Origin of the sequence: Streptomyces albidochromogenes, from assembly GCF_005981925.1 — a bacterium.
Lineage (GTDB): Bacteria > Actinomycetota > Actinomycetes > Streptomycetales > Streptomycetaceae > Streptomyces > Streptomyces albidochromogenes.
Genome location: NZ_VBVX01000058.1, coordinates 12,625 through 27,580, shown reverse-complemented (window position 1 = coordinate 27,580; position 14,956 = coordinate 12,625). Strand labels below are relative to the sequence as shown.

The 14,956-nt window shown below is 72.9% G+C and carries 12 protein-coding genes and 1 pseudogene; 1 reads left to right on the top strand and 12 read right to left on the bottom strand.

The features are described from left to right. Positions 1–228 precede the first annotated feature (228 nt). From E2E34_RS10920 to mshD, 7 genes are all read right to left on the bottom strand, one after another. Complete coding sequence (locus E2E34_RS10920; protein ID WP_138901689.1) at positions 229–645, bottom strand: NUDIX hydrolase; 417 nt, start codon at positions 643–645, stop codon at positions 229–231. Next, positions 642–1,793 (bottom strand): CHAD domain-containing protein, encoded by a 1,152-nt coding sequence (locus E2E34_RS10915; protein WP_425573409.1) that lies wholly within the window; start codon positions 1,791–1,793, stop codon positions 642–644. The genes E2E34_RS10920 and E2E34_RS10915 overlap by 4 nt, the downstream gene beginning before the upstream one ends. After that, entirely contained in the window at positions 1,759–3,999 is a 2,241-nt protein-coding gene (locus tag E2E34_RS10910) for an RNA degradosome polyphosphate kinase (RefSeq protein ID WP_167518262.1), read from the bottom strand. Before E2E34_RS10910 ends, E2E34_RS10915 begins: the two co-directional genes overlap by 35 nt. 258 nt (positions 4,000–4,257) lie before the next feature. Then, positions 4,258–5,283 (bottom strand): ABC-2 membrane transporter-related protein, encoded by a 1,026-nt coding sequence (locus E2E34_RS10905; protein WP_244315612.1) that lies wholly within the window; start codon positions 5,281–5,283, stop codon positions 4,258–4,260. Next, positions 5,280–6,182, bottom strand: coding sequence for an ABC transporter ATP-binding protein (locus E2E34_RS10900; protein WP_138901687.1), 903 nt, complete (start codon positions 6,180–6,182; stop codon positions 5,280–5,282). The genes E2E34_RS10905 and E2E34_RS10900 overlap by 4 nt, the downstream gene beginning before the upstream one ends. After that, positions 6,179–6,565: a GntR family transcriptional regulator gene (locus E2E34_RS10895; protein WP_138901692.1), complete on the bottom strand. Its 387-nt coding sequence runs from the start codon at positions 6,563–6,565 to the stop codon at positions 6,179–6,181. Before E2E34_RS10895 ends, E2E34_RS10900 begins: the two co-directional genes overlap by 4 nt. 102 nt (positions 6,566–6,667) lie before the next feature. Continuing rightward, positions 6,668–7,594: a mycothiol synthase gene (gene mshD, locus E2E34_RS10890; RefSeq protein WP_138901686.1), complete on the bottom strand. Its 927-nt coding sequence runs from the start codon at positions 7,592–7,594 to the stop codon at positions 6,668–6,670. A gap of 119 nt (positions 7,595–7,713) precedes the next feature. On the opposite strand from mshD, the gene E2E34_RS10885 reads away from it, so the two are divergent. Beyond that, on the top strand, positions 7,714–9,561 hold the full coding sequence (locus E2E34_RS10885) for a bifunctional metallophosphatase/5'-nucleotidase (protein WP_138901685.1): 1,848 nt from the start codon (positions 7,714–7,716) through the stop codon (positions 9,559–9,561). 72 nt (positions 9,562–9,633) lie between these two features. On the opposite strand, the gene E2E34_RS10880 is transcribed toward E2E34_RS10885, so the two are convergent. From E2E34_RS10880 to E2E34_RS10860, 5 genes and pseudogenes are all read right to left on the bottom strand, one after another. Further along, entirely contained in the window at positions 9,634–11,058 is a 1,425-nt protein-coding gene (locus E2E34_RS10880; RefSeq protein ID WP_138901684.1) for a HAMP domain-containing sensor histidine kinase, read from the bottom strand. Beyond that, on the bottom strand, positions 11,055–11,774 hold the full coding sequence (locus tag E2E34_RS10875; protein ID WP_138901683.1) for a response regulator transcription factor: 720 nt from the start codon (positions 11,772–11,774) through the stop codon (positions 11,055–11,057). The genes E2E34_RS10880 and E2E34_RS10875 overlap by 4 nt, the downstream gene beginning before the upstream one ends. Before the next feature lie 74 nt (positions 11,775–11,848). After that, positions 11,849–12,873, bottom strand: a pseudogene (locus E2E34_RS36975) (S1C family serine protease). Between the two features lie 107 nt (positions 12,874–12,980). Continuing rightward, the gene (locus E2E34_RS10865; protein ID WP_138901682.1) at positions 12,981–14,009 is read right to left on the bottom strand and encodes a LacI family DNA-binding transcriptional regulator; all 1,029 of its coding nucleotides are present in this window, start codon (positions 14,007–14,009) and stop codon (positions 12,981–12,983) included. A 24-nt stretch (positions 14,010–14,033) separates the two neighbouring features. After that, positions 14,034–14,831 carry a winged helix-turn-helix transcriptional regulator gene (locus E2E34_RS10860; RefSeq protein WP_138901681.1) on the bottom strand — a complete coding sequence of 266 codons (798 nt, stop codon included), beginning with the start codon at positions 14,829–14,831 and terminating at the stop codon, positions 14,034–14,036. Positions 14,832–14,956: the final 125 nt, after the last annotated feature.

Genomic DNA, 14,956 nt, shown 5'->3' with positions numbered 1-14,956 from the left:
GTCGGGGGGTCGGCCGGAGGCCGGGGGGATGCTCCCCTCGCCGAGGGTCACCGAAACGGCGAAATGGTCACTCTGCGCGATCGTGCGGCCGGGGTGCGGGCGGCGGGTGGCTGAAAGAGGCCGGTCGGGGCGAGCGGGGCAGGCCGGAGCGGCGCCCGGCGGCGCGTGGAGTGGCAGGCCGGAGCGGCGCCCGCCCGCCCGGGGAGCGAAGGTTCGGGCCGCGCCGGCTCAGGCCGGGACGACCGCGAGCAGCTGGTCGACCAACGGGCGGTCGTGCGGGTACGTGAGGCGCGCGCGGGCCGTGGCGGGCGGCAGCCAGAGGATCCGGTCCACCTCGTCGCTCGGGACGAAGGTGCCTCCCGTCGCCTCCGCCGCCCAGTACGACACCCGCTTCGGGCGGCCGTGCGCGACGTACCGCAGCTCGGACAGGGCCGGGCCCGGCGCGCAGTGGTGGCCCGTCTCCTCCCGGACCTCGCGGAGCGCGCCCGCGAGCGGGTCCTCGCCGCGCTTCAGCTTGCCCTTGGGGTGCGACCAGTCGTCGTACTTGGGGCGGTGCACGAGGCAGATCTCCAGGGTGCCGTCGTCCGGCGAGCGGCGCCACAGCACGCAGCCCGCGGCGAGGACGGGGGCGTCGTGGCCGGTCACGGGGCCGCCGGGGCCGGTTGCCAGACCTGCTGGAAGGCGAAGCGGGCCGCCTCGACCTCGTGCCGCTGGTCGGCGTGCAGGACACCGAGGGCGTACGCCGTCGCCGGGGCGATGCGCGGGGTGCGGGCCGCCGACGCCGCCGCGGTGGCCGCCTCGGCCGCGTCGCGGTGGCGGTCCAGGGCGCGGGCGGCGGGGCGCGTGTCGCCGGGGCCGGCGACGACCTCCTGCGCGTAGCGGTGCAGGCGCAGCAGCAGGCGTACGTGGTGCCAGGGGGCGTCCTGCGCCTCGCTGCTGGGCGCCGGGGCGAGGCCGTGGACGAGTGCCTCGGCGTTGTACGGGTGCGCGGCGCGGCCCAGCGGCAGCGCGGCCACCGCTTCCCGCAGCCGCTGCTCGGCGCCGGTCGCCAGCGGCGCGAGCACCTCGGCGGCGGGCGCGGCGGCGGCGGGGCCGAGCGGCACGTCCGAGGCGAGTAAGGCCACGGCGTCGGCGACCGCGTGGAACCGCGAGGAGCCCAGCGCCTGGAGCGCCGCCGAGTGGGCCCGTGTCCTGGCCAGCGTGAGCTGCCGCTCCAGGAGCGCTCCGGCCCGGGCCGCCCCGACGGTCAGTGAGTTCCCCGGCTCCGACGAGCCGCCGCCGCGCGCCGGGGGCACCGGGACGCCGCCTCCCGTACCGCCGCCGGCACCGGACAGCCGGTTCAGGGCCTCCAGGAGCCGGTTCAAGCGGCCCGCGTAGGCGTGTTCGCGGGCCAGGATGCCGGAGAGCCAGGCCAGCTCCGCCCGCAGGGTGTCCGCCCAGCCCGTCTCGGTCAGCGGCCGGAACGTGTGCAGCGTGCCGCTGATCCGCCGTGCGGCGGCGCGCAGGGCCCGGGCCGCCTCGGCCGCCTCAGCGGCGCCCTGCGGGTCCTGGCCGCTCTCGCGGTGCAGGCGTAGGCTCCGCAGGAACTCGGTGGCCCGGGCGTGCAGGTAGGGCGCGAGCAGCTCGCGGGAGGCCAGGTCCTGCGCGGGGAGCCCGCCGGCCGACAGGGCCTCCGCCAGCGCCTCGGCGGGCCCGATGCCGGCCGCCTCCCCGAGGGGCCGGCCGGTGTCCGGCCGGGAGCCGGGGCGGGATGCGGTGTCATGGTGTTGCACGCCGGCGCCTCCGGGCGTCAATGAGCATCTCCTGTACGTGCCGCAGCGGCTGACCCTCGGCGTCCGCCGAGTGCCGCGTCCAGTTGCCGTCGGGGCCCAGGTGCCAGGAGGCTGTCGAGTCGGACATTCCGGTTTCCAGCAGCCGGCTCAGTGACGCCCGGTGTGCGGGGTCGGTGACCCGGACCAGCGCCTCGATGCGGCGGTCGAGGTTGCGGTGCATCATGTCGGCGCTGCCGAACCAGACCTCGGGTTCGCCGCCGTTGCCGAAGGCGAAGACCCGGGAGTGTTCGAGGAAGCGGCCGAGTATCGAGCGGACCCGGATGTTCTCCGAGAGGCCCGCGACCCCGGGGCGTATCGCGCAGATGCCGCGTACCCAGATGTCCACCGGCACGCCCGCCCTCGCGGCCCGGTAGCAGGCGTCGATTATCGCTTCGTCGACCATCGAGTTGACCTTGATCCGGACGTACGCGGGGCGGCCCGCCTGGTGGTGCGCGGTCTCCTTGTTGATCCGGGCGACCAGCCCGTCGCGCAGCGACTTGGGCGCGACGAGCAGGCGGCGGTACGTCTCACGGCGCGAGTAGCCGGACAGCCGGTTGAAGAGGTCGGAGAGGTCGGCGCCGACCTGCGGGTTGGCGGTCAGCAGCCCCAGGTCCTCGTAGAGGCGGGCCGTCTTGGGGTGGTAGTTGCCCGTGCCGACGTGCGAGTAGCGGACCAGCTGGTCGCCCTCCTGGCGGACCACCAGGGACAGCTTGCAGTGCGTCTTGAGGCCCACCAGTCCGTATACGACGTGGCAGCCGGACTCCTCCAGCTTGCGCGCCCACTTGATGTTGGCCTGCTCGTCGAAGCGGGCCTTGATCTCGACGAGGACGAGGACCTGCTTGCCGGACTCGGCGGCGTCGATCAGCGCGTCCACTATCGGGGAGTCGCCCGACGTGCGGTACAGCGTCTGCTTGATCGCCAGCACGTCCGGGTCCGCCGCCGCCTGCTCCAGGAACGCCTGCACGGAGGTCGAGAAGGAGTCGTACGGGTGGTGCAGGAGCACGTCGCGCTCGCGCAGGGCGGCGAAGACGTCCGGCGCGGACGCCGACTCGACCTCCGCGAGGTCCCGGTGGGTGCCCGCGATGTACTTCGGGAACTTCAGCTCCGGCCGGTCCAGGGCCGCGATGCCGAAGAGGCCGGTCAGATCCAGCGGGCCGGGCAGCGGATACACCTCGGCGTCGGACATCTTCAGCTCGCGCACGAGCAGGTCCAGGACGTACGGGTCGATCGACTCCTCGACCTCCAGGCGCACCGGCGGCCCGAAGCGGCGGCGCATGAGCTCCTTCTCCAGCGCCTGGAGCAGGTTCTCGGTGTCGTCCTCCTCGACTTCCAGGTCCTCGTTCCTGGTCACCCGGAACATGTGGTGCGCGAGCACCTCCATGCCCGGGAAGAGCTCTTCGAGGTGCGCCGCGATGACGTCCTCCAGCGGCACGTACCGCTGCGGCGACGCCTCCAGGAAGCGGGACAGCAGCGGCGGCACCTTGACGCGGGCGAAGTGCCGGTGGCCGCTGACCGGGTTGCGCACGACCACGGCGAGGTTGAGCGAGAGCCCCGAGATGTACGGGAAGGGGTGCGCGGGGTCCACGGCCAGCGGGGTGAGCACCGGGAAGATCTGCTGGCGGAAGAGGGTGAACAGGCGCGCCTGCTCCTTCTCGGTCAGCTCGGGCCAGCGGATCAGGTGCACGCCCTCGTCGGCGAGGGCCGGGGCGATGTCCTGCTGGTAGCAGGCGGCGTGCCGGGCCATGAGCTCGCGCGAGCGGGTCCAGATGAGCTCCAGCACCTCGCGGGGCTGGAGGCCGGACGCGGACCGGGTGGCGACACCGGTGGCGATACGGCGCTTCAGGCCGGCGACGCGGACCATGAAGAACTCGTCCAGGTTCGAGGCGAAGATCGCGAGGAAGTTCGCTCGTTCGAGGAGGGGCGTGGCCGGGTCCTCGGCGAGTTCGAGCACCCGCTCGTTGAAGGCCAGCCAGCTGCGTTCCCGGTCGAGGAAGCGGCCCTGTGGCAGCTCCGCGTCGGCCCCCGCCCCTTCCGCGTACTCCGCGTACGCGTCCAGGTCGGCGTCGATGTCGGGATCCAGGTTGGTCACCGGCGACCCCGCCAGGGTGTGCGGGCGGTGCGCGGCGATGGAACCGACGGACGGCTGAGCATGCTGGACAGGGACATCGGCGCTCGGCTGCTGGCTCATGACCCCATTGTTCCGCGCGTCGGGGGTGCCGGGCGCGTCGAGGAGGGGTGATGTGCGGGAGGCTCTCCCGTTCGGGGAGGGTGGCACAGCGGGCTGCATTCCGAGAGGGTCGCAAGCGTGTCTGAATGCGCGGTAACGGAGACATGACATGCAGGCTGCGGGGCCGGGGCCGACGGGACCCCCGGAAGGCGGCTGTCCGGCGCGCCGGGCACCTCGGCGGGACCGCGCAGACCCCCGTCCGGCGCGGTCCCGCCCGGCTCAGGCGTGCCTGCGGCGCAGGACGCGCAGGGCGGCGTACCCGGCCGCCGCCGCGAGGACCAGCACGATGCCGGTCTCGACGAGCTGGGCGTACCAGAAGTGCGCGCGGGGGTGGAAGTCCACGAACCAGTCGGTGACCGTGACGTCGGAGGGGCAGCGGGCGCCGATCAGCTTCTCGGGGACGCACTCGTGGGGGGAGAAGCGCTGACCGGCGGCGTTCTGCAGGCCCCAGTCGACGATCTTGACACCGTCGGGCAGGCCGGTGGGCTGCGGGTGCTCGACGCTGCCGGGCCCGGTGAGCGTGTTCACCGGGACCAGGTCCCACCGCAGGGTTCCGGCGACGAGCAGCACGGTTCCCGTGACGGCGGCCGCGGCCGCCATGGCGGCGACCGTGCGGCGCAGGAGCAGGCCGAGAAGCGCGCCCACGGTTACGGCGAGCAGGCCATACGCGACCAGGGCCGGCCCGGTCGCCTCGTAGACGCCGCGGTCCATCCAGTGCAGGTTCCACATGCCCAGCATCCCGGAGGCGCCGAGCTGGAAGACGCCTATGAAGGCGAGGGCCGCCGTCGCGGCGAGCGTCGCGGCGATGGCGAGTCTGGAGACGAACCAGCGCGCGGGGGAGACCGACTGGGTCCAGACGAGGCGGTGCAGCCCCGATTCCAGTTCGCGGGCGACGACGGGACCCGCGACGAACGCCCCGATCAGCACGGGCAGGAGGAGGCCCGAGAGGGAGACGTTCTTCATGTACTCGTACAGCAGGGTCGCGGCGCTCTGGAAGCCGAGGAACGTGTCGCTGCAGGGGCTTCCGTCCGAGCAGTCGAACTCCTTCTCGGGATAGGCCCATGCCGCCCACCGCAGGAAGCCCGTCAGCGCGGCGCCCAGGGCGAAGACCGCGAGGGCCAGCCGCAGCGGTGTGCGGTGGAGGCGCAGGAAGACCCACCGAGGGCCGTGCACAGCGCCCGAAGGGGGCGCGTGCGGGGTGTCGCGGGTGGTGCCGGTGGCCGGGGAGGGCGTCGTGGTGCTCACGCGGCCACCTCCGGCGTCTGGCGGGCCGTCGTGTCCGGGGCGAGCAGCGGCGGCGCGTCCGGGGAGCGCAGATGGGCGAGCAACAGTTCCTCCAGGGAGGGCTCTTCGGCGTCCCAGCCGTCGCCGACCGGGCCTTCGTGGCGGATCAGGGCAGTGGTCCCGCGTCCGGTGGCGCGGGACTCGACGACGGTGTGCGGGGCGAGGTCGGACGCCGGGGCCAGCCCGGTGACCAGGGTGTGCGCCGCGACCAGGTCGTCGATGGGGCCGCCGAGGCGGACCCGGCCCCCGGAGACGAGCAGCAGGTGGTCGCACGCGTCGGCCAGTTCGCCGATGATGTGCGACGACATCACGACGGTGGTGCCGTGTTCCACGGCCTCGGCCATCAGCGTGCCCATCAGCTGGTGGCGGGCCAGCGGGTCCAGGTCGGCCATCGGCTCGTCCAGCAGCATGAGTTCGGGCCGCTTGCCGAGCGCGAGGGCCAGGGCCACCCGGGTGCGCTGGCCGCCCGAGAGCGTACGGACGCGTGCGCCGAGGTCGAGTCCGCCCTCCTGTACGACGCGGTCCGCGACGCGCCCGTCCCAGCGGGCGGGGTTGAGCTCGGCGCCCAGGCGCAGGGTGTCGGCGACGGTGAGTTGCGGGTAGAGCGGCTTCTCCTGGGCGACGTACGCGATGCGGTCGCGGGCCTCGGCGGGGGACGTGCTCAGCACGGTGAGGGAACCCTCGGTGGGGCGGAGCAGCCCGGCCGCGTGGGCGAGGAGGGTCGACTTGCCGGCGCCGTTGGGGCCGACGACCGCGCAGACGCGTCCCGCGGGCAGCCGGAAGGAGCAGGCGCGCAGCGCCCATCCCCGCCGCCCGTAGCGCTTGCCCAGGGCGGCCGCCTCGATGGCGGTGTCGCTCATGCGTGATCTCCCTCGAACTGCTCGTCCAGTACGGATGTGAAGAGCGCGGCCACGTCGTCCTTCTCCAGCCCGGCCTCGCGGGCCCGCGCCGCCCACTGCGCGAGCTCACCGCGCAGGGGCGAGTCGGCGGGCGTGCTGCCCAGTGACCGGCGTACGAACGTGCCGAGCCCGCGCCGGGCCTCCACCAGGCCCTCGCGCTCCAGTTCGCGGTACGCCTTGAGCACGGTGTTCGGGTTGATCGCGGTCGCCTCGACGACCTCGCGGGCCGTCGGCAGCTTGTCGCCGGGTTCCAGCAGGCCCAGGCGCAGGGCCTGTTTGGTCTGCTGCACGATCTGGACGTAGGTGGCGACGCCGGAGCGCCGGTCGATGCGGAACTCGACCACGTCGGCTTGCACCCCCTTTCACTAATTAAGTAGTGGAAGGGTGATGCAAGAGAGGGGGCGGTGTCAACCGGCGCCGCCCCCGGACTTCTTGAGAACGCCCGGTCACGACTCCGTTCGGTACATCAGGTCCGTCTCGTGCGTGGTGAAGCCGAGCCGCTCGTACACCGTCACCGCCGCCGTGTTGTCCGCGTCGACGTAGAGCATCGCGGTCGGCGAACCCTGGGCCGCCAGGTACCGCAGGCCCGTCGCGGTGAGGGCCTTGCCGAGGCCGCCGCCCTGCGCGTCCGGGCGGATGCCGACGACGTACACCTCGCCGAGCTGCTCCTCGGCGTGCACCTTCGTCCAGTGGAAGCCGACGAGTTCGCCGCCCCGCTCCGCGAGGAAGAAGCCCTTCGGGTCGAACCACGGTTCGGCCTTGCGGTCGTCCAGGTCGCGCTGCGTCATGCCGCCCTGCTCGGGGTGGTGCGCGAACGCGGCCGCGTTGACGGCCAGCCAGGCGGCGTCGTCCTGCCCCGGCACGAAGGCCCGGACGCTCACGCCGGCCGGGTACACCGGCTCCGGGATGTCCAGCGGACTCAACGGGCGGCGCATCTGCCGCAGTTCGCGGAACAGGGTGAGCCCGAGCACCTGAGCGAGGTGGCGCGCCGCCGACTTCCCGCCGTGCGCCCACACCCGCAGCCGCTTCCCCGACGCGTCCAGCACCGTCGTGCCGAGCGTGCGGCCGTGCCCGTGACCGCGGTGCGAGGGGTGCACGACCAGCTCGGCGGCCGGTGCCTCGACGGGGTCGGTGTCCTCCAACTGCGCGTAACCGAGGAGCGGCCCGTCGCCGACGTGCAGCAGGAAGTGCCGGATCCCTTCCCGCTGTCCGCCGCGCAGCTGGAGCCGGCCCTGCTCGGACACGGCCTGTACGCCGTCCACACGGGCTGCCTCGTCGAGCAGCGCCAGGACCTCCCGGGCCTGCCCGGTGTCGAGCGCGTCGAGGGTCTGGATCTTCCTGAGGAAGGCGGGGGTCGCGGGGTCAGTCGTCATGAGTACGAGCGTACGGCCGCCGTACGGCAACCAGCTTGTAACCCGTCACCCCCTGTTGCGCTACGCGCGTTGACTTTAGGCTGCGATGCGACCTTCACGCTGAACTCACAAGGGGACAGATGTCAGCGAACCCTCGTACCACCCGCAAGCACCGAGCGGCCCGGCGCATACTCGCCTCGGCCGCGGGAATCGCCACCCTCGGTGCCCTCGTCGCCGCCATGCCGGCTTCCGGTGCCGAGGAGGGCGACCGGGCCGGCGGCGACACGCGGCACGCGTCGAAGCCCTCGCGGACCGTCGACGTGCAGCTGCTGTCCTTCAACGACCTGCACGGGAACCTGGAGCCCCCGGCGGGCTCGGCCGGCACGGTCAACGAGACGCAGCCCGACGGCACGGTGAAGGCGATCCCGGCCGGTGGCGTCGAGCACCTGGCGACCTCGCTGCGCAAGGCGCGCCAGGGCGAGCGGTACTCCGTCACCGCCGCCGGCGGCGACATGATCGGCGCCAGCCCGCTGATGTCCGGCCTCTTCCACGACGAGCCGACGATCGAGGCGCTGAACAAGCTGGACCTCGACGTGTCGGCCGTGGGCAACCACGAGTTCGACGAGGGCGCCACCGAGCTGGCCCGCATGCAGAACGGCGGCTGCCACCCGGTCGAGGGCTGCTTCGAGGAGGGCAAGCGGTTCCCGGGAGCCGACTTCCCCTACCTCGCCGCGAACGTGACGAACGAGAAGACCGGCAAGCCGATCCTCAAGCCGTACACGGTGTGGAAGAAGAAGGGCGTCAAGATCGGCTTCATCGGCGTGACCCTGGAGGGCACGCCGAACATCGTCACCGAGAACGGCATCAAGGGCCTCAAGTTCCACGACGAGATCGAGACGGTCAACAAGTACGCCAAGGAGCTCGACCGCCGGGGCGTCAAGTCGATCGTCGCCCTCATCCACGAGGGCGGCTCGCCGGCCTCCTCGTCGTACAACTACGACTGCGACTCGCCGGGCGCCGGCGACGGCATCTCCGGCCCGATCGTCGACATCGCCAAGGGCATCACACCGAAGGTCGACGCGCTGGTCACCGGCCACACGCACCAGGCGTACGTCTGCACCGTGCCCGACCCGGCGGGCAAGCCGCGCATGGTCACCTCGGCGTCCTCGTACGGCAAGCTCTACACGGACACCACGCTCACCTACGACCGCCGCACCAAGGACATCGTCCGCACCGGCGTCAAGAGCGCGAACCACATCGTCGTCCGCGACCAGGAACAGGCCAAAACCTGGGCGCCGGACATGACCTCGCTCATCAACCGCTGGAACGCGCTGGCCGCCCCGATCGCGGGCAAGCCCCAGGGCTTCATCGCCGCGGACATCAACGGACGCGGCTCGACGGCCCCCGAGAAGCCGCTCGGCGACCTGATCGCGGACGCGCAGCTGGAGGGCCTGGCCCCGGCCGACAAGGGCGGCGCGCAGATCGCCCTCATGAACCCCGGTGGCATCCGCTCCGACCTCGTCTTCAAGGCGAGCGGCAGTGAGGGCGACGGTGTCGTGACGTACGGCGAGGCGTTCACCGTCCAGCCGTTCACCAACATGATGAACGTCGTCGACCTGACCGGCGCCCAGCTGATCACCGCGCTCCAGCAGCAGGTCAGCGGCGCCAACGAGGCCTCGCCGAAGATCCTCCAGGTCTCGAAGGGCTTCACCTACACCCTGGACATGACGAAGGCGGGCGCCGCGCGCGTCGACGTGTCCTCGGTGAAGCTGAACGGCGTCGCGCTCGACCCGGCCAAGACCTACCGCGTCGCGATGAACGAGTTCCTCGCGGGCGGCGGCGACGGCTTCCCGGTCTTCAAGGAGCACAAGAACAAGCTGGTCGGTGCCTCCGACCTGGACGTCTTCAACGCCTACCTGGCGAAGAACTCCAGCGCCACCGCCCCGATCGCGCCCCCGGCGGCCGACCGGATCACGGTCGTGAAGTAACCCGCACCACAGCGGTACGGCGGGGCGGCGTCGCAGGACCGGGCGCCGCCCCGCAGTGCTGTCCGGGCCCGCCTACGCCGTCCCGGGCGGCGGGGCCGGTGCGCCCGGGAGCGCGATCACGGCCTCCGTGCCGGCGGCGCCGTCCCGCGGGCGGCGCAGGGTGACGGTGCCGCCCGCCTGCTGGACCGTGCGGGCCACGATCGACAGGCCGAGGCCGGACCCCGGCAGGGAGCGGGCGGACGGGGAGCGCCAGAAGCGTTCGAAGACGTGCGGGAGTTCGCTCTCCGGGACGCCGGGGCCCCGGTCGCGTACCGTCAGCGTCCCGCCTTCGAGGGTGACGTCGACCGTGCCGCCCGGCGGGCTGAACTTGACCGCGTTGTCCAGGACGTTGACCAGCGCCCGCTCCAGCGCCGCCGGTTCGGCCCGTACGTACCAGGGGGAGAGGCCGGCGTCGATCGTCAGCTCCGGGCCGCGCAGCCGAGCCCGCTCCAGGGCGGCGGAGGCGATCTCGTGCAGCGCGACGACGCCCGGAGGGCCGCTCTGGTCGGCGGTGTCGGGGCGGGCCAGCTCCTGCAAGTCTCCGATGAGCGATGCCAGTTCGGTCATCTGGGCCTTGACGGACGCCATGAGCGCGGCCCGGTCGGCGGGCGGGATCGCCCGGCCCGTCTCGTCGCTGCGGGCGAGCAGTTCCACGTTCGTCCGCAGCGACGTCAGCGGCGTGCGCAGCTCGTGGCCCGCGTCGGCGATCAGCTGCGCCTGGCGGTCGCGCGAGGAGGCCAGGGCGCTGGTCATCGCGTTGAAGGAGCGCGAGAGCCGGGCGATCTCGTCCTCGCCCTCGACGGGGATGCGTACGGTCAGGTCCTCCGTACGGGCCACATGCTCGACGGTGTCGGCGAGCTTGTCCACGGGCCGCAGACCGGCGCGGGCGACCAGGAGCCCGGTGGCGCCGGCCCCGAGGACGCCGATGCCGGAGAGCGCGAGCAGCACCCAGGCGAGGGAGCCGAGCGGATCGTCGATCTCCGCCATCGGGCGGGCGATGGAGACCGCGAACGGGGGGCCGGGCGTCAGGTCCTGCCGCTCGCGGAACGGGTAGGTGTAGACCCGCATGTCCTTGCCGTCGGCGTCCCGCGTGGTGTGCAGCGCGTCGCCCTGCTGGCCGGCGGCCACGGCGACGTCACCGTCCCGCACGGGGATGCGCGCGGCCCCCGGGAGGGTGCAGGGTTCGCCCGAGAGCGGGACGAGCTGCACCACGTACGAGCCGATCGGCCGCACGGCGGCCGTGCCGCCCGCGCACCCGAGGCTCAGGTTCCGCACGACGTCCGCGTCGACCTTGACGCTGCGCAGCGAGTCGTCCAGCCGCGACTCCAACTGCACCCGCGTCACGAACCAGCACGCCGCCGCGACCGCCGCCACCGCGATCGCCACCGCCGTGGCGGTCAGCAGCGCGAGGCGGGACCGCAGCGGCAGCGCGCGGAATCTGCGCAGCGCGCCCGTCACGCCTCACCGCCCCGCAGCGCGTACCCCACACCCCGCACCGTGTGCACCAGCCGGGGCTCGCCGCCCGCCTCCGTCTTGCGGCGCAGGTACATGACGTACACGTCCAGGGAGTTCGAGCTCGGCTCGAAGTCGAAGCCCCACACGGCCTTGAGGATCTGCTCCCGCGTCAGCACCTGGCGCGGGTGCGCGAGGAACATCTCCAGCAGCGTGAACTCGGTGCGGGTCAGCTCCACCGGACGCCCGCCCCGCGCGACCTCGCGCGTCGCCAGGTCCATCCGCAGGTCCGCGAAGGACAGGACGTGCCCCGGCGCCGCCTCGCCCGCCGCCGCCCTGGCGGCGTACGCACTGCGCCGCAGCAGCGCCCGGACGCGGGCGAACAGCTCGTCCAGCTCGAACGGCTTCACCAGGTAGTCGTCGGCCCCCGCGTCGAGCCCGGTCACGCGGTCGCCCACGGTGTCGCGGGCGGTGAGCATCAGGATGGGCAGGGTGTCGCCGGACGAGCGGATGCGGCGGGCCGCCGTCAGCCCGTCCATCCGGGGCATCTGGATGTCCAGGACGATCAGGTCCGGCTCGTACGACGCCGTCTTCGCGAGGGCGTCGATGCCGTCGACGGCGACCTCCGTCCCGTACCCCTCGAAGGCGAGACTGCGTTGCAGGGCCTCGCGCACGGCGGGCTCGTCGTCGACGATCAGGATGCGCTCGGCGGGGGTGTTCATCGGGCTTCCTCGGCCTGCCTCTGGTCGCTGCGGATGGTCGCGGGCTGGGTTCTCAGCCTCGCACGGCAGGGATGTCAGCCGCTGTCCCCGGCGCGGAGCCGCTCCAGGTCGGCCTTGACCGTGTCGACGGGGATGGCGAAGCCCAGCCCGACGCTGCCCGTTGCGGAACCGCTGGATCCGCTCGGGGCGTACATCGCGGAGTTGATGCCGATGATCTCGCCGTTCATGTTGATCAGGGCGCCGCCCGAGTTCCCCGGGTTGAGGGAGGCGTCGGTCTGGATGGCCTTGTACGTCGTCTTCGACGCACCGGTGTTGCCGTTGAACTGCTGCCCGCCGAACTCGAACGGCCACCGCGCGCTGCCGTCGCCGCCCTGGCCCTGCTGCTCCTGGCCGCTCGGGCTCTCGTCCTTGGACACGGTCACGTCCCGGTCGAGCGCGGAGACGATTCCGCTGGTCACGGTCCCGGTGAGGCCCTCGGGCGAGCCGATCGCCACCACCTCGTCACCGACCCGCACGGCGTCGGAGTCCCCGAGCGTCGCCGCCTTCAGGCCGCTCGCGCCCCGCAGCTCGATCAGCGCCAGGTCCTTGTCCGGGTCGGTGCCCACGACGTCGGCGGTGTACGTCGTGCCGTCGTCGAGCCGGACCTTGACGGAGGAGGCGCCGGAGACGACGTGGTTGTTGGTGACGATCTCGCCGTCGCCCGTGATGATCACGCCGGAGCCGGTGGAGTCGCCGGACGCGGACGTGGCGCTGATCTCGACGATGCTCGGGCTCACCGCCCGCGCGACCCCGGAGACGGTGCCCTTGCCGCTCTGCGAGACGTTCGTACCCGGGGCGCCGCTGCCGCCCGGGGCGGACTGCGCGCCGGTCAGGCGTTCGGCGAAGACGGCCGTGCCGCCGCCGATCGCGGCGGCGACGAGGGCGACGGCGCGAGAAGGGCGACCGGGCGCCTGGCCCGCCGGTGGGTCGCCGCCGGGGGAGCCGGGGGCGACGGGGCGTACGCGGGCGGCGGAGGGTACGCGCCGGCGCCGTACGAGAACGCGGAGGGCTGCTGCTCGGGCTCGGGGTACTCGCCGCTGCGGCGGGGGCTCTCGGTCATGTCCCCGAGCTTGGCCAGCGGTTATGAGAACCGTCTGAGGAGCCGCTGAGAAGCCCGACAGAACCGTGTATGCCCCATATAAAGCCCCTGAGGGGGCCCGCCGGCGGTTACGTCGCCGGGCAGCCGCAGGACTGGCGCACCACCAGGGCGGACGGGAACTGCTTCAGCCGCTCCCGGCGCGAGCCCGCCACCCGCAGCGAGTCGTCGAGCACCAGGTCCACCGCGGCCCGCGCCATCGCGGGCCGGTCGGAGTACACCGTCGTCAGCGGCGGATCGGTGAGCGCCGCTTCCTTCACGTCGTCGAACGCCGCCACGGCCAGCTCGCCCGGCACGTCGATCCGCAGTTCGCGCGCGGCCCGCAGGACGCCGATCGCCTGGTCGTCCGTGGAGCAGAAGATCGCCGGCGGCCGGTCGGGCCCGGCGAGCAGTTCCAGGGCGACCTTGTAGGCGTCGTACCGGTTGTAGAGGGCGTGGAAGAGGCGGCCCTCCGTGGACCGCCCCGCTTCCTGCATCGCCCGGCGCCAGCCCACCACGTGGTCGGCCACCGGGTCGCCGATCAGCGGCGTCGTCTCCATGCCGCCGAGGCAGGCGACGTACGGATGACCGTGCTCCAGGAGGTGGCGGGTCGCGAGCTGGGCTCCGCCGATGTTGTCCGTGACGACCGCCACGTCGTCGATCGTCTCGGGCCGCTCGTGCAGCAGCACCACCCGGGCGTCCCACGCCTCGATCTCGGCGGCCGCCCACTCGCTGGGGCCTTGGCTGACCAGGATCAGACCGGAGACCCGCATGCCGAGGAAGGCCCGCAGATAGTGGACCTCGCGCTCGTCGCGGTAGTCGGAGTTGCCGACGAGGACCATCTTCCCGCGATCGGCGGCGGCCTGTTCGACCGCGTGCGCCATCTCGGCGAAGAAGGGCTGCCGGGCGTCGGGGACGATCATGCCTATGAGGTCGGTGCGGCGGGACGCCATGGCCTGCGCGACCCGGTCCGGCCGGTAGCCGAGCTCCTTGATCGCGGCGAGGACACGCTCGCGCGTGGCCGGGGCGACCGGCCGGGGTCCGTTGTTGATGACGTAACTGACGACCGCGGTCGAAGTCCCCGCCAGTCGCGCCACATCGTCCCGCGTCACCTTGGCCACGCGCGGCAGTCTACGCGTGGTGACCTACCGCTGGGCAGGGCGTACGGCCTCTTCCTCCCGGTCGGCCGTGTCCGCCGCACGGGTGACGGCCGCGGGCGCCGTCTTCCGCGCCGCCTTGGCCCTGGCTTCCTCGGCCGCCGCCCGCTCGACCTTCTCGGGCGTCACGAAGCGGTAGCCCACATTGCGTACCGTTCCGATCAGCGACTCGTGCTCGGGGCCGAGCTTCGCGCGCAGCCGCCGCACGTGCACGTCGACCGTCCGCGTACCGCCGAAGTAGTCGTAGCCCCACACCTCCTGGAGGAGCTGGGCGCGGGTGAAGACCCGGCCGGGGTGCTGCGCCAGGTACTTCAGCAGCTCGAACTCCTTGAAGGTCAGGTCCAGGACCCGGCCCTTGAGCTTCGCGCTGTACGTCGCCTCGTCGACCGACAGGTCGCCGTTGCGGATCTCCATCGGGCTGTCGTCCGAGGAGATCTGCTGCCGGCCGGTCGCGAGCCGCAGCCGCGCCTCGACCTCGGCCGGACCGGCCGTGTCCAGCAGGACGTCGTCGATGCCCCAGTCGGCGGTGACGGCCGCGAGGCCGCCTTCCGTGACGACGAGGATCAGCGGGCAGCCGGGTCCGGTGGACCGGAGCAGCTGGCACAGCGACCGGACCTGCGGGAGGTCACGGCGGCCGTCGATCAGGATGACGTCGGCACCCGGGGTGTCGACGAGGGCCGGGCCTTCGGCGGGGGCCACCCGCACGCTGTGCAGCAGCAGGCCGAGGGCGGGGAGCACCTCCGTCGACGGCTGGAGGGCATTGGTCAGGAGCAGCAGAGAACTCATCGTCCGCCACCTGCCTGGATCGGACAGTCGTGCACGGTTCGCTCGCCCATTACGTCGGTTCCTCCTCGGTCCCTGCGAGGACGTATGCGGCACTGCTTCGTACGTGCGGTCCCGCGCCCTGGGAC